Source organism: Paenibacillus sp. NPDC056933 (assembly GCF_042674385.1).
GTDB lineage: Bacteria > Bacillota > Bacilli > Paenibacillales > Paenibacillaceae > Paenibacillus.
Genome location: NZ_JBHUQN010000003.1, coordinates 624,908 through 649,329, shown reverse-complemented (window position 1 = coordinate 649,329; position 24,422 = coordinate 624,908). Strand labels below are relative to the sequence as shown.

Below are 24,422 nucleotides of genomic sequence, written 5' to 3'. Positions count from 1 at the left end.
CCGAATTCAAATGCTCCCCTAAAATAAAAGACACTTCCCCTATTGAGCTTCTCCGCTCAACCGGAAGGTGCCTTTTCAATTCATTATTGCGGCAAAAAAACATTAGGCGTCCAATCCATACTCCTTGACCTCACGGCGGCGGTTCAGTACCGCATGCAGCACAAAACCGAGCAGCGCCACACCCGCCATCGCTGTCGCCAACCAGGCCACAGAAATTAACCCTTGCTTATCATACATGACACCCATCGCATAGGGACCGATGACGCGCCCGACCGATCCAATCCCACCGGATACTCCGATATAAAATGGCGCGGCTCTTCCTGCGTGCTCCGATATGAACGCCGGGGTAGCAGGTGAGATCAGCATTTCCCCAAAGGTAGCCAGTACCATCGCAAGCACCATACCCGGATAGCTATACATGGTGATCATGACGATGTAGGCCATGCCATAGAACACCGCACTTGCAGTCATCTGAGCGGTCGATGTACGAGCCATCGTCCGCTTCATCCAGCTGGTGAAAGGTTGTCCCACAAAGATCAGTACCCCGTTCAGGGTCCAGAGCAGACCGTACATTCTTTTCTCCATACCCTCGGAAATAATATACGGAGACACACCCGTATTCCAGATGGAATTACCGAACAGCAGGAACAGTACGCCCAGGCTCATGAACAGATATAATCTGGTGTTTGCCAGCAACGCCCAGACGCCTGGACCATCTTGAACCGTTTTGTGTTTGGTCAGATGCACTTCGCCCTGATCCGGTTCTGCCCGTGACAGATAATACCAGAAGAAAATCGCAAACCCGGCGGAAGTCACCCCATTCAGTACAAAGCTGAGGTGATAGGAAAAGTCGGCCAGAAAACCACTGAGCGCCGTACCAATCGCCACACCGATATTGTTGGCGACATAGATCACATTGAACAATTCCCCGCGTCGCTCCGCAAACCGAAAGCCGATAAAGGCTTGAATCGCTGGCAGCGACAATGAACTGAACAGGCCAATCCAGCCCATAGCACATATGAACACAACCCAATATGCACTGATCCACGGCAGAGCAAACAGTCCTACTGCATTTAACGCCAGGGATCCGATGATCAGCTTCTTGACCCCCACCCGGTGGTACAATGCACCGCCGAGCAATTGACCAAAGATACCGCCCAGTGACTGGATCAGAATGACAAATCCGGCGTTCGCCATCGTGCGCCCAAGCTCATCAAAAACATACATCGTGGTCAGCGGCCACATCAAGGCACTGCCTGTCGCATTGACCAGACTTGCCAGCAAAAATATTTTCACTTCTTTTGGATACGTATCCAGCCATCTCATCATCTTCGTTTATTCTCCTTAATACCTCAACAAGCATATTGCCATAAAAAAAGACCCTTGCCCTGACGGCATGATCAGCCAGAGCGAAGGCCACTTGAATTTAGAATTTAGAAATTTGAATTTCAAATCTTGCTCTTTATCATTCTGCTTACGAACTATCCAATGTTCATCTTACCTGAAAAGCTCCGATCTGCAAGTACATTCATTGACGCTTCACTTCAACAGTGGCCGAAAAGAACGTAGCCCCGTTTCCCATGTCGGACAGACGATTGGACGTGAGCGAGTTCGCCCGCTGTTTTTTGCCATTACCATCCCACCATAAGCCTTGACTGATCACCGTTCCTGGCAGCATGGATTCACTCACCTTGGCGGTCAGTTCGATCCGGCCACGGTCGTTCCATACGACTACGGCATCCCCATCCTCCACCTGTCTACGAGCGGCGTCTTCCGGGTGCATTTGCAGTAATGGCATCTTCTCCAAACGTTGATGTTTGGCCGAATTGGCAAAGGTGGAATTCAGGAAGTTATGGTTCGGTGGCGACAGAAACATCAGCGGATAGACATCCGCAGGTCCAGCCGGGTTTTCCCCGTCATACCCCTCAACGAGGGCACTATACGTAGGCAACGGCGGCAATCCCTTCTGTGCCATCGTTTCCGAATACAGCTCGATTTTCCCTGAAGGCGTAGGCAGCTGATCCAGATAGGACATATGCGGAGACATGTCCAGCTTGACGAAATGATGCTGCTTCAACCCGTCCAATGTTACTCCGTTCATATAAGGATTGCCCGTACCCTGAAGTGCTTCCTCGATCATCTGTTCCGGTGTCTCACCGAAAATCTCCGGGTCATACCCCATCGCCTGTCCAAGCAAAGAGAATAATTCAACATTGCTCTTGCTCTCACCCAAAGGCGCAATGACTGGCTCTTGCAAATGAACATACTGATGCCAGTACGATGTATACAGATCGGTCGTTTCAAATGAAGACGTCGCAGGCAGTACAATATCCGCGTATTTGGCCGTATCTGTCATGAACAGGTCATGGACAACCGTGAACAGGTCTTCCCGTGCAAAACCTCGCTCTACCCGCTCGGTATCCGGTGCCACTACCAGTGGATTGCTGCAGTAGACCATCAATGCCCGGATCGGCTGCTCCGCTTCCAGCAGTGCTTCGCCAATCCGATTCATGTTCACCACGCGCGGCTCCGGGTTCTGCCGCAGCTCTGGACGCTCGAGCGCATCGCTATTGGTGCTCGCGTAGCTGTTGGTACGAATGGCACCACCGCCGCGCTTCAGCCATTGGCCTGTGATGGCAGGCAGACAGGTTACGCTGCGTACGTTCATGCCACCATTGTCATGGTGCTGGAGGCCATTGCCGATATGAATATGAGCTGCCTGTGCATTGCCATACAGCTCAGCCAGCTTCACGATATCCGCTTCCGGCACACCCGTAATACGTGCAACGCGCTCAGGGGTGTAGCTGCGGACATGATCACGCAGTGCCTCATGGCCAACGGTATACTTTTGCATAAAAGCCTCATCTGTCAGTCCCTGCTCGAACAGTACATGCATTAATCCGAGGGCCAGTGCGCTGTCTGTACCCGGGTAGAGTGGAATAAACCAGTCTCCCCATTGGGCGGTTCGATTGCGATGAACATCGATGACAACAATTTGAGCGCCCTTTTTGCGAGCTTTCTCGGCCAGCACAACCTGATGCATATTGGTACTTACGATGTTGCCGCCCCACACCAGTATGACATCGGCATGCTCCGTATCTTCGGGCGAGGTTCCCCGGTTCGCACCCATCGTATATTTCCAGCCGGTATTTCCAGCTGCATTACAGATCGTCTGTTCCAGTTTGCTCGCCCCAAGCGCATTGAAAAATCGACGATCCATGCCGTCCACACCAAGAATGCCCATGTTTCCATAAAAGCTGTATGGCAAGATGCTCTCTGGTCCGTAAGTATCCGACAGTGAACTGAATTTCGCCGTAATCTCGCCGATGGCTTCGTCCCAGCTGATTCGTTCAAACTGGCCTTCACCCTTGGCTCCGATGCGTCTCATCGGATATTGCAACCGCTCGGGGTGATACACCCGCTCCGTCATATTTCGGACCTTGTTACAGATGGCACCTTTTGTAATCGGATGCTCGGGATTGCCCGCCACCTTCACAATCTTACCGTTCTCCTTATGAAGCAGCAGGCCGCAAGTATCCGGGCAATCGAGCGGGCAAACCGCCGGGAATACGCCATTCTCCTGATCGATCATATACCAGTTCCTCCCCCTTCAAAGCTATCCTTCTATCATATCTTCTTCATGGTAATCGCGTAAAGAGAACAGTCTGTATTCACCCTATATTCGCTGCCACAGCCGTTTTTAAAATATTTCAAAAAAATGTTTTTCCGACTTGATTCAATCTCCAAATTCAGGGGTAAATTAACAACAAGGCATTAGGCTAGTGTTTCCCCACTTCCTCCTCATGCCATATCATGGACCACTCCCGAAATTCGCCATGAACAGGTTTCGTTCCCCCGAACCTTGTCATGGCGAATTTATTTTGCGTGGACATTTTTACACTAAAAAGGCGATTTCTTTCCCGTCCATCAAGGCATAGCAGATCGCTATGAGATGAACGAGATCAAAATCGCCTCTCCTGTTTCTTTAAACTCGCCTTCGCACGTCTTTGCACCCGTAACCTTGGCTATAACTCTAACACGGGTACTCGGAAAATTACTGTTACGCCTGCTTGCTCCACATCGGTCTGGCTTCCGTCTCCACAGACTGGGCCGCCGCCATTGTCATCTCAGGCTTCACTTCCGGCTCAAGTTTGCGCAGGTACACCATCCAGTAAGCAGCTGCCACAAATAGCGCACCTCCCGTCAGATTGCCAAGCCATACCGGAATGAAATTCATGACATATTGTCCCCACGAATAATGCCCTTCGAAGATCGCCGCAGGAATAAGGAACATGTTGGCGACAACGTGCTGGAATCCAATAGCCACAAAGGCCATTGTCGGGAACCATATCCCCAGTACCTTGCCACTCATCGTATCTGATGCATAGGACAGCCATACCGCGAGCGCCACCAGCCAGTTACACCCGATCCCGGATATAAACGCCTGAAGGAAACTGTCGTCCAGCTTGTGTCCAGCCATATCAACCACTTTCGTCAAATAGGCACCCTCTGCCGTCAGACCGAGCACATGCCCAAACGCATAGGCCACAAAGATCGCCCCAAGGAAATTACCTATTGTTACTAAGGTGAGATTCTTCAACATGCTGCCTGCGGACAGTTTGCGTGCAATCGTCGCGAGTGGAACGGCCATCATATTGCCTGTCAGCAGTTCCCCGCCGCCAATCAGCACCAACATTAAACCAACCGGGAACACGGCTGCACCAATTAGATTAACCAAACTGCCCCACTCTGCCGGAGCAGAGGCAATAACCCGAATATCCAACAGAAATCCGAGCGCGATAAAAGCACCTGCCAGAAAACTGAGTATTAATACGGAGGATACCGGATTTTGGGCTTTCTTCATCCCCGTATGCGCCGTATATTGTGCAACCTCAAGAGGTGTTTTTGCTGCCATAACGATCCTCTCCTTCACAGTTCATGAACATCATAATTCAACTTGTTAGGTTGATATGTTCATTGTATCGCGAAGGTTTCACGAGGTTTGTTACTTTTATCACAAAGTCTGAAAACTACATTTTAATATTCCCGTTGTGCCTTGCTTGATGTGCAGAAATAAACAAAAAAAGAACTACCGCTGAAGAATGCGGCAGTTCTCAAAAGTTTCGGTTACACCATCGCTGGTGTTTTCACTTCTACTGGAGGCAACGCCTGAAGACCAGCCGAGTTCAGGAAGTTCCACGGTTTGTTGTAATGTGGCTGGAAGAAGAAGTCGATGAAGGCCAGCTCATCTACCGTCATGTTGTTCTGGATGCAGACAGAGATCGTATTGATCGACTGTGTCAGATCAGCCTGCGACATGACCTGTGCACCTACAATGCGGCGTGTAGCCTGTTCGTAGATCACTTTGAGCAGCAGCTTCTCTGCCGTTGGCATGAACTCCGGACGGTAAGCATCTTCAAGCGTTACAGCTTCAACCACCAGACCCTCGTCCGCAGCAGAGGTTTCCGTCAGGCCTGTACCTGCAATATTTTGCTCATAAATTTTAATCCCTGATGTGCCTTGTGTACCCATGTACGGTGTCGTCGGACGAACCAGGTTTCGCGCTACGAGTGTACCCATCCGCACTGCGTTGGTTGCCAGTGGAATGTACGCTGCCTTGCCGGTTGGATTGTAATGGATTGCACAGCTGTCTCCCGCAGCGAAGACGTCTTTTTGGCTGGTTTGCATATATTTATCCACGATGATTGCGCCGTTCGGCAGCATATCCACTTGGCCTTTGAGCAGTTCGGTATTTGGACGGAAACCAATGCACAGAATAACGAGGTCGGTTTCAAACTCCCCTTTGGATGTAATTACCTTATTCACTTTACCATTCTCTCCGGTAAATTTCTGTACGGTTTGGCCCAGAGCCAGCTTGATGCCGCGTCCAGTCAGAGTGTCTTCAATCGCATCGGTGAACTCGGGGTCCAGATATTTGTTCAGAATCCGGTCCACGCTGTCGATTAAAGTAACTTCCTTGCCGTTCATTTGGAAAGCCTCGACCAGTTCGATTCCAATGTATCCTGCTCCGACCACTGTAATGCGTTTGGCATCCTTCGCTTTCTCAATGATCGTGTTGGAATGATTGTAGTTTTTGCAAAGTAAAATGTTGTCCAGCTCAATGCCTTCCAGCTTCGGAACGACAGGCCATGAACCTGTAGTCACGATCAGCTTGTCGAAGGTATCTTCAAATTCTTCCCCGGTTTTCAGGTTTTTAGCCTGAAGTGTATGGCCCTCGGTATCGACTGCCGTTACTTCATGCAGCATTTTGGTAACGACACCGAGCTCAGCTAGTTGATCTGGGGAAGAGTAGAATAGTCCGTCCGGGTCTTTCACCACACCACCCACATAAAGCGCAATGCCGCATGATAAAAAGGAGATATTGTCATTGCGCTCATACACCGTGATCGTAGCATCCGGGTACAATTTGGCGGTGTTAACGATGGCTGCGGTTCCTGCATGTGTACATCCAATAACTGCGATTTTCATGATAAGGTTCCCCCTTGGAGTATATAAATAAAAAATTGAATATAACGTCATTGTAGTTGTGAAATATTTCACTTCTAAGTGGATACCGCTTATGTGATTTATTTCACTTTGTACACTTATTATAATGTGATACTTTTCACATTGCAATAGGTTAATCAAAATAAATTTGTCGGATGTGTTTTTCTTTACGATCAAGTGAATCGTCGACTCATCTTCTTTGACTTCAGTTTTCCCTGCTTATGGCTGGTTTATGCTCAAAATAAGCGTAGTAACTACCGAGCAGACACCTCTACTTAAAGAATATTTGAACTAACCAATTGCATCAAAAAAAGCCTGTCCTCCAATCAGGAGGCAGGCTTCTGCGTTTCATTTTATACGCCAAGCAGCTTTTCAATCTCTGCAGTCATGGCTTCAGGGGATTCTTTTGGTTCAACTCGTCCTACAACTTCACCTTCGCGATTCACAAGGAACTTGGTGAAATTCCATTGGATGCTGTTGTCTTCACCAACACCAGGTTGCTGCTCACGCAAATACTTGAACAAAGGATGAGCATCTTCACCATTTACGTCGACCTTGGCAAATACGGGGAAATTAACGCCATAGTTGATTTGGCAAAATGATTCAGCTTCCTCACTGGACCCCGGCTCCTGGCCACCAAACTGGTTACAAGGAAAACCCAGTACAACCAAACCTTGATCACGATAGCGATCATAGAGCTTCTGCAATTCACCGTATTGCGGAGTCAGTCCACACTTGCTGGCTGTATTGGCGATCACCAATACTTTGCCTTGGTACAGATCCAATGGAACTTCCTGATTAGCTGTCGTTACCGCCTGATATGAATATACGGACATGACTGATTCCTCCCATGAGTAAGATGTAGGTTAGGCCGCTGTATGTTACTCTAACGAATGACAATGCGGCACACAGCCTGTCTCCATATTATAGACTTGGTGCAGGGCAATCACCAAACCTGCGATTAAAACCCTGCACAAGTTCATACGTAAAAGTACACTTCGTCCATCAACATGGACATTCCCTTCAGCCTGACTTCGCAGCCAAAATAGCATCATATCGCTCTTGCCGCTCTGCCTTGGTCAGTTTGGGGCAGCTGTAGCAATAGTTCTGACCGCCATACACCTGATGGTGTAAACAGCAGACAGGCTTCATCAGCATCGTTTCTCCAGGTTGATGCGGATTATCAATCTCTACCGGTTTGAAGGCTAGCAGGTTCTTTTTCAGACCCAAGATCTCGGGAGACATGGTAATTACATGCTCATACCCTTGTACAACCGCTTCACGTTCCGTCTCTTTCAGATTCATCTGTAACGCTGTCGTTTTGAACCATCTCAGCATGGATGCAAGTTGTGCCCACATTTGACCCGTATTCGCTCCTCCAGCAACAGCCACCCCTTCAATCAGCGGGCGAAGCTGCTCACCGTAATATGCTGTCAATACATCATTACGCCAGGAGGATGGAACGGCATCAGGTCCTGCCACCAGATTCGGATGTGATTGCTCGGTTACATTGTTCAGTTGAAAACCAATCGCCGGACGGCCATCCTCTACCTCCACCTGCAAAATAACATTATCTAGCGAGAGATCGAGCCATGTGTCACAAAGAGCCGTCATGTAGTGAACCCCAATCATCAGGCCACGAACCGAATGCATGAAATAAACAGCAGCCGAGCGAAGAGAATCGGCCCGAAGATGCTCATTATAGGCCTCCAGCATAAGCTTTGCCTTCTCGGGATGTCTTAATGCTGTCAAAGGTATGCCAAAGACTGGTTCGTCTATCGGTGCGGTTGTTGTAATTCGTCCGTACTGCTGTAACCAGGTGTAGTTGATTTCTCCCATTCCTGTAGACCTCCTGTGAATGCGAATGAGCCGCTTGCATTATGCACAGCGGCTTCATTCTATAGTTTAGGACCACATATGGCCCGTATCATTAGCTCAGGTCGCGTGAAGAACACGCTGCTCTGTCCGTCCGCCAGCATGAACCATTGCACCGTTCATGACCATTTGTTCTGGAGATGAAGACTGTTGGCGTTGACCCGCAAGGGCGTAAGGCAAACAGAGCGGTACACCGGAACGCGGATCAATCACGATATCCGCCTCAATGTTGAATACTTCGCGAAGCACATCGGAGTTCATAACCTCTACGGGTGAACCTGTAGCGATGGCTTTACCTTTCTTGATCCCAATCATGTGATGCGCATAACGGGAAGCATGGTTCAAGTCATGCACAACCATAACGATCGTACGGTTTGCTGTGGCATTCAGCTGCTCCAGCAATTGCAGTACTTCAAGCTGGTGAGCCATATCGAGGAACGTTGTCGGCTCGTCCAGGAACAGAATATCTGTCTCCTGTGCAAGTGCCATGGCAATCCAGGCACGTTGACGTTGTCCACCGGACAGCTGATCGATTGGACGATCATGGAACTCCGTCATGCCTGTCACTTCGATAGCCCATTCAATCATGCGTTTGTCTTCAGCACGCATCGAACCAAAGCCTTTTTGATAAGGGAACCGTCCGTAGGATACCAGCTCAGTTACGGTAAGTCCTTCGGGAGCTGTTGGATTCTGTGGCAAAATCGCAAGCTGCTTGGCAACTTCACGCGTGGACTGCTTATGAATGGATTTCCCGTCGAGCAAAACACTACCTGCTTTTGGATTCATGATCCGTGCCATGGTTTTCAGAATGGTAGACTTTCCTGAACCATTGGCTCCAACAAGTGCTGTAATTTTTCCTTGGGGAATTTGAATATTCAGATTATCAACAATCAGTCTTTCCTCATAAGCGATATCCAGCTTGGACGTCTCCAGACGAAACATGCGATCATCCCTCTCTCATTTATCCCGGTTATGTATTCCGGCTATGATAACGAAAACGAAATTGTAGTTCAACGTATTTCCGGCTCAACAAGTTTCTATACTCTAAAGATACTGATAATCATTATCATTTGTCAACACCAAATACGAAATCCTTTGCTGGTTTAGAGCTTTTTTTGAAGTATTTTACTACATTTCGGCTAGATTACCCATCTTTTATGTGAGAGCTTTTCTCATCGTTTACATGCATTTCATCGCTTTTTGCATGGCCCTCCTTACCCAACATTTTAATAATGTGTCCATATTGTGAAAAATAGACCTGTTTGATTCATTTTGTATATGACATTCTCCTTCGCTTGAATAAAAACAAAAATACAGCCCCTACGAAATTCTTCGAGGGGGCTGTATTTTGTATTAATAACATATCCAGGTAATCCCGCTTAAAGCTTCGGTTCCGGGACTAGGTTGATCACGGCCGTTCCACTCTGAACACTCGCGATGTTCTCCAGATCGATATCGTCCGGAAGCTCCACTTGGTGCCCATAGGGATATAAACGGTCTGCTTCGGCAACAGTCAGATCTTTCGCTGAAGATGAATCTGCCCCCGAAGACGGAGAGGAATCAGAAGGCGTCCTGTCTGCTGCTCCCTGTGCTGAGTCTTCATCCGTAGAGTCAGAAGCTGTGCCAGTCCCTGCATCCATCCCAGTGCTGCCTTCTGTCGGGTCTGAAGCGTTGTCCTCCTTCGTGGCTGAATCTCCCCCCTGCTTAGCTTCTCCACTCTGCTGAGTATCTTCTGCACCATCAGTAGAAGAACCAGCGGAGCTTCCTTCAGGCGTGCCCTCTGAGTTGTTTCCAGCTGCACCTTCCCCATCCGGCTCCGCATTTCGGTTAAAACTCTCCCATTCACCCTCTGCATGGAGTTCCTGTCTAGTACCATCCTTCAAGTTCCATTGGAGAGTGTCCATTTGCAAGGCGTTGCTGTCCGCTTCATTTCTGTAACGGATCACCAACTGGGCAGGAATCTGTGTACCGTCATCCGCTTCGGAAACCGGAACGAGATAGGCGATCTGTTCAGCGAGCTGTGCCTCAGGTTCAGCGGGAACAACGGGCTCCTGTGTCGGTGGAGGTGATGCCGCTGGCGTCTCCGCTTTCCCTCCCATCAAAGCATACGTGCCTCCAGCAATACCAAGGATCAGGATGACAATGATCGATCCTAGAAAAAGGTTTTTCCTTTTACCTGTCAGCATGCGAATCAGCGGAGAAGACAACTCGGTTCTGGCGCGGTCATAGACCGGCTTCATTGTCTTGCTTGCTCTGGCATAATAGGGCTTGAATGCTGACTTTGACTTAAAGGCTTCGCGATCATGGGCCTTGAAATAGGTAACGATTGCATCAGCGTAACCCTTATGTGCGTTGGAGCCGCGAATAAACAATCGCTGATTTTCCGACCACTCCATAAATTGATACAACACTTCTGTTCGTCCTGAATTAGTGTAGATAAATTCAATAAGGCCTGGATAATCGAGCCTGTTGCTTCCACTCCCACCCCGATAAAAAGCCAGCGGCAGCGCTTCAAAGGCAGGCGTACCCGGAAGCTCACGCAGCTCTTCGGCAAGCCAGCGACGCGTCCAGCGCTGGAGCTCATTACGCTCGGACAGCGAGAGTCCTTCCAGCTCCTCTTCTTCACGCCCCTCGCCACTGAGCCATGCTCTCGCCGCCAGCATCAGGTTTGTACGGGCAGACACATCCGCTCCCTGACGTGCAGCCCAATCCCTCACCTCGTTACCATGCAGCAAAATATCTATGCTTAACAGCTGTTCACGATTAACCCGCTCCAGATCGAGATCCTGGATCATAAACAAGTTGATGACGTAAGCCAGCTTATCTGCAAGCCGGGTTAACTCCTCCTGATATGCAGGTTGCTGGAAGGCAGACTCAGACCCACCTTTCCGGTTAGCCCGAGTTACAGCTCCAGACTGTCCGATCCGGGCAGTAATGCCTGGATCGAAGGAACCTGTGGCTGATACACGGTCCAGTACACTAACCCGTTTAAGTGCTTCATTGGCAGAATGAACCGGGTTAGGAGCAGAACATAATCGTTCCCGCAGCTCGGTTGACGTTCGTTCCAGCAGGAAGCTGTTGTGGATGGCAGACGGATGGGAGGTGACCCAACTCTGAATCACTTCCACGACGTCGGCAGCCGACTCCGTGCGTTTCAGCTGATTATCCAGATAAGGCTCGAACAACAGCTTGGTCAGTGATTCGTTCGCCAGCACTTTGTCGAAGAAAGCGTGACTTAACAGGCTGTCCCGATCCAGCAAACCATACAGTTCCTGCACAGCACGCATACGTTTCTGTGAACGGGCGTTATTAACGCCATACATGAAATAATCCACGATCCGGGACTGTACGACTGGCGCAGCGACCCGGAAATACTCCCCGATGCGTGCAGCAACCGATTCTTCAGGCACATTCTCCCTTTTGACGCTGTCCAGCTCACGACTGAGCAGCGTCAGAAACAGTTCGTTCAAACGTGAACGTTGCTGTGCCCCGCCTTCCGGTTTCAAGTAGGTGAGCAAGCCACTCAGGACATCGTTTTTGTTATCCACATACAGATCTTCCCTGCCCTGCTCCAAACGATAGAACATGGAGAGTTCTCCGTATGCTTCAATGGAGAGCTCCCGTCCAGGTTCCATGCCAGACAGCATCTCATCGGCAAAATCATAAAATGGACCAGCAGCTGTCGGCTCGTGCAGCAGTGACCAGGCGAATTCCGTGTAGGGAAGCTTCGCCACAGATGCATCTGCATGGGTAACTCTGCCGGATACCAGATCAAAGGTGAAATCCTTCTCCGTGTTCCTGTCTTTTGGACGCAGTGTGCCACGCTCCACAAACTGGACGTGAATGCCCTTCTTGGCCTGCGGCTCCTTGGCAAACGTCATAAAGCCCAGCTGCCGCCGGAATGCGTAAGGCAGCGCCGTAAATAGCAAACGCAGCAGTCCCTTGGCTCCGGCTGTAACTTCCTCAGCGGGCACATCCAGTGCAATATATACCTTCCGACGTGTCGCTACAGCTTGCATAACAGCGTAGAGCAGACGCTTGAACACCACTTCGTCCATTTTCAGAGCACCGAGGATCTGACTTGGTGGAGAATCTGAACTGAACCCACCTGGGCTTGCCCCCATTCCGATTCCCGTGCTTGTACCTCTGGCCGATCCTTGTCCAACACCAGCCGCATGTGGCAATTCCGTAAGCGCAGGCAGCACTGTGCCTTGTTCGATGTCATATGACGTGGCGAACACAGCATCCAGCCAGCCACCTTGCTTCATCTGCTCTTCCGAGCGTTCGGGAGACAAGACATAGTTATGAGCGAAAAAAGCGCTGCGCAGCCCGGTGAAATCAGCGGACTGGTACACATTTTGCCCAAGAATCGTCTCTCCGCTTTCCAGATGCAGCAAATGAATGGACGGCGGGAACTTCGTCTCATCCTTCTCACTCCGGCCTGTCAGCTCTGCTGGTGCGTCATAGACGCAGTAGGGATGAAGCACTTTTTTGATAAAAGAAGGGTCCAGTCCCGGCGATGCGGCAACCGTATCGAACCCCTCCGTTGTGCGAAACACCCCGCGCCGCTCTCTGGTGTACATCTGTTGTTCAATTGGCGGGGTTATGGAAGAACGCATCATCCCACTCTCCCCTCAATGTACTTCAGCTTGTACAGCAGCCAGAGGAATGGCTCATCGACACGGATTGGACTGACCACGCCTTGCAGCTTCATATCTACCGGATTGCTGCCCAGCGCAGATACTGCAAAGTAAGCCGTATCCTTAAAGTACACATCCATCGTGCCTTTGAACGGACGGTCCACCTTCTCGATAAAACGCCGGATCTCCCCGTCGATATTCTCGAATTCGGTCAGGTCGAACCAGTCGCGGTGTACCATGTTGCGGAACACATTGCTGTTGGATTTGATGTAATCGCCCTCTTCATCCTTGAGGGAATGCAGCATGTCACTTTTGGTGAGCACGACGGCTGTTGGAATATTCGTCTTGGCTTTGTCCTGGTACGCGATAAAGTCACCGAACATCGTCAGAACCACATCACGCGGCTCATCGTATCTTGGCGTCCACTCGCCTGGCTCATTGCCGAGGTTAATGCGGATTTTGTCCCGGATGGAACGAATCTGGAGCGGGTCCACCATGAACAGAATGCCTGCCGAGTTCTTGATATGCTGCCCGTGAAGTCCCAGATAGTCCTGCTCCACCATACCTTCACCAGCGACGTCAAAAAACACCAGTGTCAGCGGAGCTTTATCTTCATCCTTGAATACAAATTGAAAAATAAAAGGCTCTTGCAGCTTCTCTTTCTGCGTTGAATCCAACAGATCGCCCCGCTCGAATAATGGTTCTTCATAATCGGCACGGAACCGACGACTAATCTCCGCATTCAGCGGCATGCAGGCCGCATCAAAGTGATCGGCTGTGTAATGCTGCAATGTATGAATTAATGAAGTCATATAGACGGATTTACCCACCTGGGATGCTCCGATAATGGAAATGATATTGCTGGGAGCCTTGCCTGCCGTGACAGGCAGCTCGTTATGGCACTGTGGACACAACCGACGCCGTGTAACGACACCATAGCGATCGTTCAGTCCCATCACAATGTTATCCGAATAGATGCGATGTTCCTCAGGTACATCATGCGGGGCCAGCACGGCCTCCATATCAAACACCGTATCCAGCCCAAACCGCTCGCGATATCGATTCAGCTTCGCATCTTCCCCAAGTGCGTAGTCCTCATCGTCGTCGCGATGATGCGCAGCCCGGAATACAACCTCCTCCGGTGAAAACTTGCTGAAGCAATACGGACATACAATATCGTAAAACAGCGGACGTTCCTCCGGCTGCTGTCTTTTCAAAAATCGACTAAAGAAACTCATAGCCACTCCCCTCCCCTAATCAGTGTAAGCGTTGAATTTCTCATTTAAACTGAAATCAATATCATCAATATCATTCCAGTTCAATACACGCTAACTTGAACCTGCTTCCAGCCCACCTAGTCTGATATTAGCCGATAGGCAGCTCCATATTTCGGTCCGTCCGTGAAGAACAGCCTAACATAATCGTCTTTGGCTACTTCTACGGGTGGCATCTCATTTCTTCCGGGAGCAAAATCACTCACAAAAGGGTACACCGTGCCATCTTCCTTGTTCAACGGAACTCCGCCTTGCTTGCGGACATAACAGAGCGCTTCCTTCGGAACAGGTGCTTCGGCGGTGACGGTCATCAGTACACTTTTCCGTTTCTGAAAAAAACCGCTCTTGTACCGGATGGAGAAGCGAATATCCGCCTTGCCTGCACTGGCAATCACCGTGTTGTCCCCATCCCGCTGGCGGAGCAGAACCGGCCCGTCTTCCTCCATCTGACACGCATACACCGTGTACCGGATGGCACCGAAACCCGTGATCCGGTCCGTATATCCATTGCTCGCCTTATATTCTTCTTTTGTGTATAGCTTCAGCTTGCCCTGTGCAGTCTGTTCCCCAGTGCGATCATCGCCCATCAGATCGAGCTCCAGCCGTTCAACATATACAGCTTCCAAGCTTTCTGGCCAGAGCCAGCGAAGTGTACACTGGCTCTCGTCCACTGCAAGCGTCAGTTTGCGAATCAGGGGCGCTGAAGGATCTCCATCCGTAAACCTCATGTATCGCCTAACCTCCAGACGTTAAAATCCTTTGCTGCGCGTATCTCTTGCCCGTTGTCCAAATCCTTCCACCGAAGAGGTTCCTCCCCCAGCCTCACGGCGACCACGGCTCTTCCGCGGGGTATTCTCCTTGATTGGGATAATCCAGCTGAATAGGGTCAATACGGCAGACAAGATGAGCATCGCCCCGAATCTTACAAATGTATCACCAACCGTTGATCCATCCAGACCCCATTCGAGCAGTAGTCCTGCCAATAATCCAGACACGGCACCACCCACTCCAAAGCTGAGTGCCAGATGGCGGTTATCGAATACCAGTCCGAGCGATACTCCCAGGGCGACACCAATCAACAATATGGCAGCCACTCGGAAGATAGCCAAGTACGTACTGTGCTCCATCATGCCTGTCCGTTCGGTCACCAGTGTACGTTCATCTATCGTATCGTAAATTTGCTGGAATGCCAGATTAAGCCCCCCGGAATCCGGTACATCATAATACATACCGCCCGTCTGCTGTGCGATATGACGCAGCAAGTCGGTTCCGGAAGGGTCTACCAAACTCAGACCCACCGTATTGACAGCAATCTGTTCATTCGCATACTCCGACAAAATGCCAGATGTGTCTACATCGCTGAATCCATCGGACAGCAAGATTGCTACCGTTCCGCGTTTCGGGTCCTGTTTGCCTTTAATCTGCTCCATCGCTTCCCGCAGCACGGCATCGAAATTGGTTCCGCCCGAGGTTGTCACGATGCCGTCAATTTTGCTGTATACCTCATTTTTGGCAGATTCACTGTCCAACTGGATGAACGGCTGCAACAACTGTGGCTGATCATCAAAGGTAATAACTGCGACCTGTTTGTCGCTCTCCATTTGGCTGATCAGCGTTTTCGCTGCTTCAAATCGACCGTTATCCGGGTCTGTATCACTCATGCTGCCCGAGTTATCAATCATCAGTATAATATCTTTGACTTGCTTCGCACCGCCTGGGTTAATCTGATAAAGCAATTGCAGGGCAAGTCCAACGACAAAAAGTAGTGCCAGCGTTGCTGGAACAAGCAGTTTCCAAGACAGTCCCAGATATCGCAGCTTCCAGGAAGAACCGTTCAGCTTGGGCGAGATCATTTCTGCGAGTAAGCAGAACAACCCTACGCTCAGCGCCAGAACGCCAAAGTATAATCCCATCAGCAATAAACGGGGCATTTCCCCAAGCCACTGACGCAGCATGATTTCTCCTGCCGCAAAGCCCACGGCCCCGCCGATCAGGCTGAACAGGACCAGGAGAAGATTAATTTTTCGCTGCATGTGTGCATGCATCCTTTCCAAACCAGCCTTCAATCGACTGAATTATTACGAGATATCGGGTGACAAAACATGTTCTAATTTCATCATGCCTGGATGGAGAACAGATGAACGTAATCCATTAGAGACACTGACACAGAGCATGTATACAACGATCACACTGCACTTTACCCGTTCCAAGGATATGTCCAATCTGCACCTCCCTTCCGTCCATAAGACACAGCCTGAGATTCTATCGCATCGGCGAGAGCTTGTCAGCCATACCTGCCGGGTGAAGCTCATACCCATTTTCCGTATACGAGTCGTAATAGACTCTACCGTTACGGTAAACCATCAGATCCTCCAGATGAAAACCACCCATCAGATTCAGCTTCTCCACACCACTGCTTCGTTCTTCGTATACCACGCCCAGCTTATAGATTCGAGACGTTTCTTCGGCATGCGCCGCATAGTCCATGAAGGCACTGTGATGGTCGCCAAAGAAATACTTTTCTTCATACCGATGTTCCTGTGTATAGTCGAATACTCTTACCCGAACGACTGCCTGCTCTTCCAGTGTGCGGTACAATCGGCGGAACAGATCATCACGGGTCAATACGTTTTTGTCGCCATAAGTAATGGTAACATTCGCCCGTAGCAGCAATTCTTCTTCGAAAGGTACCCGGAGCGGCTCTGCTGTAAGCAGCATTGCATGACATACTTCCATCAGACGTTGCAGGAGTCGCTCGTTTCCTTCCGTCGCAAGCTGGTTCATATCCCCCATATAGCGGTCTTCGAACCAGACATCCCGTCCGCGTTTTGCCTCCAAATCTGCGATCAGCGCTTCCGTCACTTTGCCGTAGTATTCCATTACGTTCTGACCGATATATTCATCTGCAGCGGCGATGCTCTCTACGGCGGTCTCACGCAAGATACGTTCCAGCACTGTCAGCGTTTCCGTTACACTCCGGCTAAACGTATGCAGTTGTTCCATTTCCGAGTCGTAGGCACGCAGCAGCTGCAATTCATTTTCCAGACGAAGCAATTCAACTTTGGGCACATACACGCGCTCCAACAAGCAATCGATCAGGTTGCGCACATTCTGTTTGTCACGGAACAGCGCCCGTTTGAACGACTGATCCTCTACCCGCTCCTGCTGACGCTGCTCAAGCAAGGCACGTGCCGATTCAAGCTGCACCGATTTATCACGAATCAGTCCAAGCAACGCCTCACGTACACTGCCAAACCCGCTGTCACTCCAGGCGGCCCACTGAAAATAGCCAATCTCGGGATACTCAGCACGTGATCGCTCCGCTTGGCGACGCAGAGAACCTTCTGTGCTGCGTTGACGCATTCTTTCCTCGGCAAGACGAACCACATTATCACGGAAGTACGCCTCTGCCCCATGCCCAAACAGCGCTCTCTCCGCTTCACGCAGCGAGAGCGGCTTCAGATCAGCAAAGCTGACGTTATGCGTCATAATGCCACTCATGCCGCTCACCAGGTCCTCATCGGGAAGTACTCCCTCCACTTTGTGCTCTATCGAAGCACTGTCTAGTCCGAAGAAGGTGAGCTTGTCCTTGATGCTCCATTCAGGTTCCTGCTGCATTCGTTCGAGTAGATAACGATACAGATGATACAGCACCGCGAGAGCAATCGGTTTGTTCGGCCGTCTAATCTCGGCAAAACCTGCACTGGCATAACCATGCTGATCTGAAGTGGTGCGGATGTTGTTTTTGAACGATGTATTGTTATACGTGTTGGCTCCTGTGCTTGAACCGGAACCGGAGCTATCTGCATCCTGTTTCCGGTTCTTGAGCAGACAGATTCGGCAGATGATCTCGGCATTTTCGATCCATCCGCCGGGTACGCCGGTTCCCCGCTCGTTTTTGTCCGACAAAATATATACGAGATCGAACAATGGCGATGCAGGATGCACAACCGGAATAGAGATCCCGTCCTCCGTAACCAACAGATTGCCGCTGAACGTATAGTCCAGCCCCTGCATATAATCCAGTTCCCGCAAAAAAGCGAGTCCTGCCGCACTTGCATAACCAAAGGAATCGACCTGCTCCATCTCGCTGACCAGCACATGCAAATCGGTCTGTACCGACTTGAAGGATTGAGCCAGTATCGTTTCGGTCAGCTTGGTAAGCTCCGGCAACAACACATTCAATGGATCGTCTGCCCGGGTCACAACCGTCACGTAGATTCGATCAAAAGACGAATATAGACGTCCGTATTCCGCAATACGATTACTCACCCGCCGCAGGGTGCGATTCAGACCAAAGAGTGCCTGATCTGAATCGTGGAAGCTGCGATGCACGTCCTTGCGAAGCGTTTTGGAAGGTCGATCCTTCTGTATGTTAGACAAGGGAAGCACGTGACGGGTTACCTGACCGTCATCGAACGAACTACGATTCATAGCTTCAGCCGGACGATGCACACCTGGATATGATGGTTGACGGTCCTCGCTATGTTCACCGCGGTCAAGCTGACTACGGTTATCGTTGTCATGCTTCATTCGTCCGCTGCTGTCATGGTCACGATGACGGTTATCATCCTGATCTTCGGTCCCAATCTGTACATAGACTACGCCTTCTCCATTATCCCATTTCAGCCGGTTGATCTCCCGGACAGCAGACACTGCCGGGGCGACCTGATCACCCACAAACAGGAACAACGCCGGGTAATGGATGCTGCTGCGACCATCACCCAGGCTGCCTTGACGCTCCTGCTCTGCTGCATATTGTGCTGCATACTTCTCCAGATTACGCTTCAGGGCATTGTTCGAGCTGAACTCCATCCCGGCCGCCATCTTACTTCAGCCTTCTGCGAATGTCATTCAGTTTCGATGACATCGTTCTGTAGAACTGGTAGATGTCTTCTCCGTTCGCCAGTTCCACTCGCTCGTATTCCAGGCGGTCACGGGATTCCATGAACAATGCAGCCAGATCATCCAGCTTCGCAAGCAGCGGCGCAATATCTTCGGAAGCGGTCATGTCATTATCACGGCGAGACGCTTTGCGCAGCAAGGTGCTGCGATCCTTCTCTGCGAGTCCACGGAAGTTGCCAAACACTTCATACTCGGCAAAGTTACGGCTCTTCATCAGGTTCGCAAACGGTTCCCATGCGTCTTCTTCCGGATCACGGTCGTAGACGTACAGCGCACCTTTCTTCACGATGGTATCGGTGTAGAGTGCTTCGATGAAGCGATCATACCACTGCTCCTCGTCCTGATGCTGGGCGAGAATGCCTTCCAGCTCAGCGACTTTGGCCGAGATGGCGTTCATCTTCGCCAGTTCTTCACGTACCCTGGCGATCAGCTGCGGGGAACGAACCAGGTTTTCTTTGGCCATATCTTCATTAATACTTCCGAAAATGTCCTTCACCGACACCCGTGGCAATCCTTCGGATTGCAGGCGCTTCAGCTCCATGACTGCCCGCTTCACTTCACCCAGGTTCGGGGTAGTAGATGTCAGGCGCATGTCGTAGGCACCGAGCTTCGCAGACAGGTCGAACGGTTCTGTTGTCACAATCGCATAACGGTTGCTTGTATTCTCATCGATGGATTTGACTGTCACAATGTTGTATCCGAGCGCCTGCTCGAATTCGGCACGCACGCGGGCATTGTATTGCTTCACCCGAGCGTTCTCGTACACATCTCCCCATGATTTCTCCGGAATTGGCGATGGCAGATAGGTCCAGTTATTCTTCTCGGTTTGCACCAGATGACGGCCGATGCCTTCTTTGTCCAAAATGGTACGTTCATAACTTTCCTCATATACTTTGAGCGGTGTGTACACAAACAGGGGTACCCCGTTGCGCGTATTCAGCCAGAAAATCCGGTTGCGCACTTCACTTTCCTTGACGGTAAAATGGGATTTGCCCACCGCATTGTTCTGATAGTTGCGAATCCCTCTCAGAATGCCCGGCGCCTGTGCAGGCACCGATACGAACCCCCAGGATGGGAAATGCAGACTGCCCGTGCTGTTGCTCAGATTAAACACCGGAACCGCTTCATCATCCAGTTTGCCTGCAATGAAACGTTCCACGAATTTCTCGACAGACTCATCCTGCCCATATTTGATAACCAGGAAGTCCTCCATTGAGCGGGTAATCAGATCCCCGAACTTCTCCGTCAGGAAGTCAGAAATGGAGCTGACGATATCAATCTCGTTTTCCTTCACCCACTGGCTGGAGTTTTCCAGCAATTCACGGGAGAAGTCCCGGATCAGGTCATCCGTATCGCGCTTGTCCAGCAGTCCATCCACCACACTGACGATATCCGGTACACTTACAACGTTCCAATAGTACGTCTTGTTGCCTTTGTGATCGGACTGTTCTTCACCGCGTGTCAGAATATCCCCGTTTTTGGAGAAAATCGAGCTGAGCGCGTTCAGCGTTTCGGTAAATACGTTATAAATGCGACTGTTCTCCTGGTTCAGCAATTCGTACAGGTCCTCATAGAACTCGATCATCTGATCATTGCGTTCCACATCGGCATGCAGCCAGTACTCATGAATTTTTGCTTCAATATAAGCATTCTTCTTCTTCTCTTTGGAGACGAACGCACTCTTCGCATCGCCCAGCTTCTCTTCGGACTGCTCCTGAGCCGCCTCTATATCACGCGGAATGCGGAAGGCATTCTCACGCAGGGTTTCAATATAGGACTGGATCATCTTCAGTACACAGAAGCCTTTTTCCGTGTAAATCAGACGTGAGACATAGAACGGACCCTGTTCGGGATGCAAAAACATGCGACGGATCTGTTCGGTGAACTGACCCGCAATCTCACCCGGCAGCTGCTTCTTCGCCTTGATATATTCTTCACGGGCACGAGCCAGGAAGTTCTGCTCCAGTTCGGTGTCCATGTTCACGACCTGCGATTTCACCACATTGCCATAGGACAGACGCTCGCTGTTCTGGTAACCTGGCAGCGGCTCCGGTACACGAGCTTCAAAGGACTTGACCACACTTTCGAGATCAATGCCCAGCTTGCGGGCAAACTTCTCGGTATCCTCCTGGTTCGGCGCTTTGGAGAACATGGTGCTCATTTTGTCGAACATGCGGTAAGCCAGATAGGTCGTCATTTCTTCAATCGGCAGCACCGCTGAAGATGCACCGATAATGTTGTAATCATAGTTGGCCGGGTAGGCCTTGTTCATTTGTGCAATGTTTGTACGAATGTTGCTAATATAGTCGTGGATAGCAAACTCTTCGCCCGACTGCTTTTCCTCGCTCGCCATGAAGTTGGTGATGTTCTCGGCGGTGACGTTCATGCAGTAATCATAAGCGTTCTCCAGCAGCTTGCCTTCCGTGTTGGTTGCGGAAATCAGATGACACAGGTTGAATGGTGGCAGCGGTGAATTTACGGTCAGAATATTGCCGTATTTCTGAGAGAAACGCTCTCCCCGGCTGTCCACGTTCATCCAGTAATCCAGTTCCTTGAGCGCAGCGTATCCATTCTTGCGGATGTACTCACGAGTATGCTCACTCAAGCTTTTATTGGACAGGTTCACGTCTGGAGTGAACAGATAACCTAATGTGTTCACGCGGTCAATCCCGGCAGAGCCATGATCGCGTTCGATAATCCCGCGCACGATATAAGAGATATCGAGGAAGCAACCACTGCCTGTACCGCCGGAAAGACCGGTCAGCAGGAACACCATCAGTTTTTTGTTGGTACCTACAGATAAGGTTTTGATCTTTTTGTCGATCGCCTGCACGACCTGGTTAATCTTGGTGAACAGCAGCAAGCGTCCAGCCTGACGCACCCCTGCTGCGCCGTTCATGCCATCGGTAATGCTCAGCTCCGGAGACAGCCAGTCCGTAATATACGGCTCCAATACGCTGCGGTTCTGAAGCAGTCCACCAATTTCGGCATTGGACAGCAGTACGAATTCATTAATTGGATCGAGTCCGATGCCTTTATACTTTTTGGCGCGATCCTGTTCGTTCGTTTCAAAAGCAAGAAACTCCACATTGGACGGTTTGTCCATTTTTTTCTTGGACACCGGGTCCTGTGGCAGCTTGAAACGGCGGTTAATCTGGTATTTAAGACGCAGCAGCGCATCAATACCTGTTCCTCCAAGACCGATAATCAGAATCGGGTTATCAATCGTATCGACTCTGATTTTCTCACTGACAATCCCTCCGCCAAGCGATACATCCAGTTGCTGAATATGTTCTCTAACAATCGGTTTCATTCCATGTCCTCCCTTTAGTTAAACCAAGTACTCAATTAAAATAGTCTTGTCCGCCTGTTGCAGCGGGATGCTCAGTCGGTCACCGTTCTTCAGTTCAACGCCCGAGCTTGCATTAACGGCACGGCCAGATTTCTCCAACGTTCCGCCAGCGGTGTTGCGGATTATAATTCGATCCCCATTGCTGGGTGTAAATACATATTTCTCGGTTTCCTTCAATTCAGGGTCCAGCTGTAACAGCTGGTGCAGATGGAATCTGCCCCGGAAGGATGCGAGCTTTTTATATTGCGGGTACGACTTGTCTCCGGTATTTTCATCGCGAATTTCGATAATCATCTGTCCGACAAATCCACGGTTTTTGCGTTTCAGCCAGCCTAGCAGGAACCAGACACCTACAGCTACCACGATCAGGGCGATTATGCCCAAAATAACAGGCAGCCAAGGAAACGGCTTGTCCTGCTCGCCCGCAGGAGTCGTCGGCTGAGTCCCGCTACCCGCTGCTCCGCCTGCATTGATCATAATTGGAGCACTCTCCCGGTAGAAGCTGTCCTCTTCGGCACGAATAACAAGCTCGTAGTTATGGTTGTCCGGTACTTCAAACGTTCCGGTGAACCCGGTACCCGTGTTTTCGAGCGGCTGTTCCGTGCTTTTGCCTGTATCCTGATCGTTTACGACCAATGTCGCCTTCATATCGGCATACAGATCGTTATCTTGCAGCGGCTGTCCCCCATTCTCCAGCTTGGCTGTCAGATCGACTTTGTCACCCTTCGTATAGGACTTGGTCTTAATTGGGTCCACGACGAGCTGGAGATCATAGTTGAATAACAGGTTGATATCGATGCTGTCTTTCGGAGCCCCTTTTACCCGAAGTTTCCAGTCGCCTTCCTGAGGCTTGAGCAGCTTCACCAAGGAATAGCTCTTCGAAGTCGAGAGCTTGGCTGCGTCAGAGTTCAGATCTACGGCCTTGCCTGAAGGATCGGTTAATTCAATCTGGACTTGTTTTGAAGACATGATCGAGATGTTGGCTTCAAGTACACTGTCGTTCGGTACGTTCACGGTAACTTCTTGATAACTGCCGTTTCCTGTAATGGAAGGCAGCTTCACGACATTCAGTTTGGCATGATCGGCAAAAATCTCACTCAGAATCTGCGGCAGATCATCCGGTGTATCTGTGATAAAGGACTTGCCTCCGGTCTGCTGAGCCAGATCTGCAAGTGCGTCCTTGTTCAGTTTGCCGTCTGCGTTTAGTCCAATCGTATAGACGGGAATCCCCTGATTCTGCGCTTCCTTGACGGCCTTAGACAGATCCGCATCGGATTGTGCCTGGGTGCGGCCTTTGGTTTTGTTAAAATCATTGTTGCCGTCAGCCAGCAGCACGATCATTGGCGAGTGAGATGCGTCTGCCCCATGGTTCAGCACATTCACTGCTTCAGCCACCCCGACAGAGATATCGGTATATGGCCCTCGGCCGAGCTGATCAATAAAATCTTTCAGGCTGCTCTTGTCCGCATCGGACTGAATCTCCAGCAATGCCTTTTCCCGCTCCACCTGATCGGTATAAGCGACAATCCCTACCTTGTCCCCCTGGACCGGCAGCATATCAATAAACATTTTCATGGCTTCATTACTGATCTTGTCACGGTCACTTGTATTCATTGAATTACTTACATCAGCTACAAGTACCGCGTCGATTCCGCTTGTCTGTGCCTGAGCCGCTGCAGCATGTGGCAGCAACGCCTGAGGTAGCAGCAGCGTTAGAAATGCCAGCAGAACCAGAGTTCCGCTGAGCCAGCGTATTTTGCTTGTCCGCAGCATTGGGTGTACTCCTTCACGTTTGAGATTAAAATGGGAATAGTTTATTATAGGCGTCAAGCCTTAAGGAAATCTTAACAGTCTACTAATAAATTCTGA

The 24,422-nt window shown here is 50.2% G+C and carries 14 protein-coding genes; all 14 read right to left on the bottom strand.

Annotation, left to right across the window (positions count from 1 at the left end):
• Positions 1-102: 102 nt before the first annotated feature.
• On the bottom strand, positions 103-1,326 hold the full coding sequence (locus ACFTRD_RS23065; RefSeq protein WP_379384450.1) for an MFS transporter: 1,224 nt from the start codon (positions 1,324-1,326) through the stop codon (positions 103-105).
• Positions 1,327-1,528: 202 nt separating this feature from the next.
• Positions 1,529-3,592 carry a molybdopterin-containing oxidoreductase family protein gene (locus ACFTRD_RS23060; protein WP_379384108.1) on the bottom strand — a complete coding sequence of 688 codons (2,064 nt, stop codon included), beginning with the start codon at positions 3,590-3,592 and terminating at the stop codon, positions 1,529-1,531.
• A gap of 468 nt (positions 3,593-4,060) precedes the next feature.
• The gene (locus ACFTRD_RS23055; protein ID WP_379384106.1) at positions 4,061-4,915 is read right to left on the bottom strand and encodes a formate/nitrite transporter family protein; all 855 of its coding nucleotides are present in this window, start codon (positions 4,913-4,915) and stop codon (positions 4,061-4,063) included.
• Positions 4,916-5,127: 212 nt separating this feature from the next.
• Positions 5,128-6,489: an FAD-dependent oxidoreductase gene (locus ACFTRD_RS23050; protein ID WP_379384104.1), complete on the bottom strand. Its 1,362-nt coding sequence runs from the start codon at positions 6,487-6,489 to the stop codon at positions 5,128-5,130.
• A 371-nt stretch (positions 6,490-6,860) separates the two neighbouring features.
• Positions 6,861-7,343: a glutathione peroxidase gene (locus ACFTRD_RS23045; RefSeq protein WP_379384102.1), complete on the bottom strand. Its 483-nt coding sequence runs from the start codon at positions 7,341-7,343 to the stop codon at positions 6,861-6,863.
• 187 nt (positions 7,344-7,530) lie between these two features.
• Entirely contained in the window at positions 7,531-8,346 is an 816-nt protein-coding gene (locus ACFTRD_RS23040) for a ferric iron reductase (RefSeq protein ID WP_379384100.1), read from the bottom strand.
• Positions 8,347-8,442: 96 nt separating this feature from the next.
• On the bottom strand, positions 8,443-9,324 hold the full coding sequence (locus tag ACFTRD_RS23035) for an ABC transporter ATP-binding protein (RefSeq protein ID WP_379384098.1): 882 nt from the start codon (positions 9,322-9,324) through the stop codon (positions 8,443-8,445).
• A gap of 437 nt (positions 9,325-9,761) precedes the next feature.
• A complete protein-coding gene (locus tag ACFTRD_RS23030) occupies positions 9,762-13,004 on the bottom strand; it encodes a GAP1-N2 domain-containing protein (RefSeq protein ID WP_379384096.1) in 3,243 nt (1,080 codons plus the stop codon).
• Positions 13,001-14,260 carry a TRAFAC clade GTPase domain-containing protein gene (locus tag ACFTRD_RS23025; protein ID WP_024632789.1) on the bottom strand — a complete coding sequence of 420 codons (1,260 nt, stop codon included), beginning with the start codon at positions 14,258-14,260 and terminating at the stop codon, positions 13,001-13,003. Before ACFTRD_RS23025 ends, ACFTRD_RS23030 begins: the two co-directional genes overlap by 4 nt.
• Positions 14,261-14,376: 116 nt before the next feature.
• Positions 14,377-15,024, bottom strand: coding sequence for a beta-mannanase (locus tag ACFTRD_RS23020; protein ID WP_379384093.1), 648 nt, complete (start codon positions 15,022-15,024; stop codon positions 14,377-14,379).
• Positions 15,025-15,045: 21 nt separating this feature from the next.
• Positions 15,046-16,329, bottom strand: a complete 1,284-nt coding sequence (locus tag ACFTRD_RS23015) for a vWA domain-containing protein (protein WP_379384091.1) — start codon at positions 16,327-16,329, stop codon at positions 15,046-15,048.
• Between the two features lie 229 nt (positions 16,330-16,558).
• Positions 16,559-19,123: a transcription initiation factor TFIID gene (locus ACFTRD_RS23010; protein WP_379384089.1), complete on the bottom strand. Its 2,565-nt coding sequence runs from the start codon at positions 19,121-19,123 to the stop codon at positions 16,559-16,561.
• A 1-nt stretch (position 19,124) separates the two neighbouring features.
• Complete coding sequence (locus ACFTRD_RS23005; protein ID WP_379384087.1) at positions 19,125-22,514, bottom strand: tubulin-like doman-containing protein; 3,390 nt, start codon at positions 22,512-22,514, stop codon at positions 19,125-19,127.
• A gap of 18 nt (positions 22,515-22,532) precedes the next feature.
• A complete protein-coding gene (locus ACFTRD_RS23000) occupies positions 22,533-24,326 on the bottom strand; it encodes a vWA domain-containing protein (protein ID WP_379384085.1) in 1,794 nt (597 codons plus the stop codon).
• Positions 24,327-24,422: the final 96 nt, after the last annotated feature.

What these genes read in the sequence shown, in the direction of transcription:
- ACFTRD_RS23065 (WP_379384450.1), bottom strand. Translation starts at nt 1,326, where the DNA reads ATGAGATGGCTGGATACGTATCCAAAAGAAGTGAAAATATTTTTGCTG.
- ACFTRD_RS23060 (WP_379384108.1), bottom strand. Translation starts at nt 3,592, where the DNA reads ATGATCGATCAGGAGAATGGCGTATTCCCGGCGGTTTGCCCGCTCGAT.
- ACFTRD_RS23055 (WP_379384106.1), bottom strand. Translation starts at nt 4,915, where the DNA reads ATGGCAGCAAAAACACCTCTTGAGGTTGCACAATATACGGCGCATACG.
- ACFTRD_RS23050 (WP_379384104.1), bottom strand. Translation starts at nt 6,489, where the DNA reads ATGAAAATCGCAGTTATTGGATGTACACATGCAGGAACCGCAGCCATC.
- ACFTRD_RS23045 (WP_379384102.1), bottom strand. Translation starts at nt 7,343, where the DNA reads ATGTCCGTATATTCATATCAGGCGGTAACGACAGCTAATCAGGAAGTT.
- ACFTRD_RS23040 (WP_379384100.1), bottom strand. Translation starts at nt 8,346, where the DNA reads ATGGGAGAAATCAACTACACCTGGTTACAGCAGTACGGACGAATTACA.
- ACFTRD_RS23035 (WP_379384098.1), bottom strand. Translation starts at nt 9,324, where the DNA reads ATGTTTCGTCTGGAGACGTCCAAGCTGGATATCGCTTATGAGGAAAGA.
- ACFTRD_RS23030 (WP_379384096.1), bottom strand. Translation starts at nt 13,004, where the DNA reads ATGATGCGTTCTTCCATAACCCCGCCAATTGAACAACAGATGTACACC.
- ACFTRD_RS23025 (WP_024632789.1), bottom strand. Translation starts at nt 14,260, where the DNA reads ATGAGTTTCTTTAGTCGATTTTTGAAAAGACAGCAGCCGGAGGAACGT.
- ACFTRD_RS23020 (WP_379384093.1), bottom strand. Translation starts at nt 15,024, where the DNA reads ATGAGGTTTACGGATGGAGATCCTTCAGCGCCCCTGATTCGCAAACTG.
- ACFTRD_RS23015 (WP_379384091.1), bottom strand. Translation starts at nt 16,329, where the DNA reads ATGCAGCGAAAAATTAATCTTCTCCTGGTCCTGTTCAGCCTGATCGGC.
- ACFTRD_RS23010 (WP_379384089.1), bottom strand. Translation starts at nt 19,123, where the DNA reads ATGGCGGCCGGGATGGAGTTCAGCTCGAACAATGCCCTGAAGCGTAAT.
- ACFTRD_RS23005 (WP_379384087.1), bottom strand. Translation starts at nt 22,514, where the DNA reads ATGAAACCGATTGTTAGAGAACATATTCAGCAACTGGATGTATCGCTT.
- ACFTRD_RS23000 (WP_379384085.1), bottom strand. Translation starts at nt 24,326, where the DNA reads ATGCTGCGGACAAGCAAAATACGCTGGCTCAGCGGAACTCTGGTTCTG.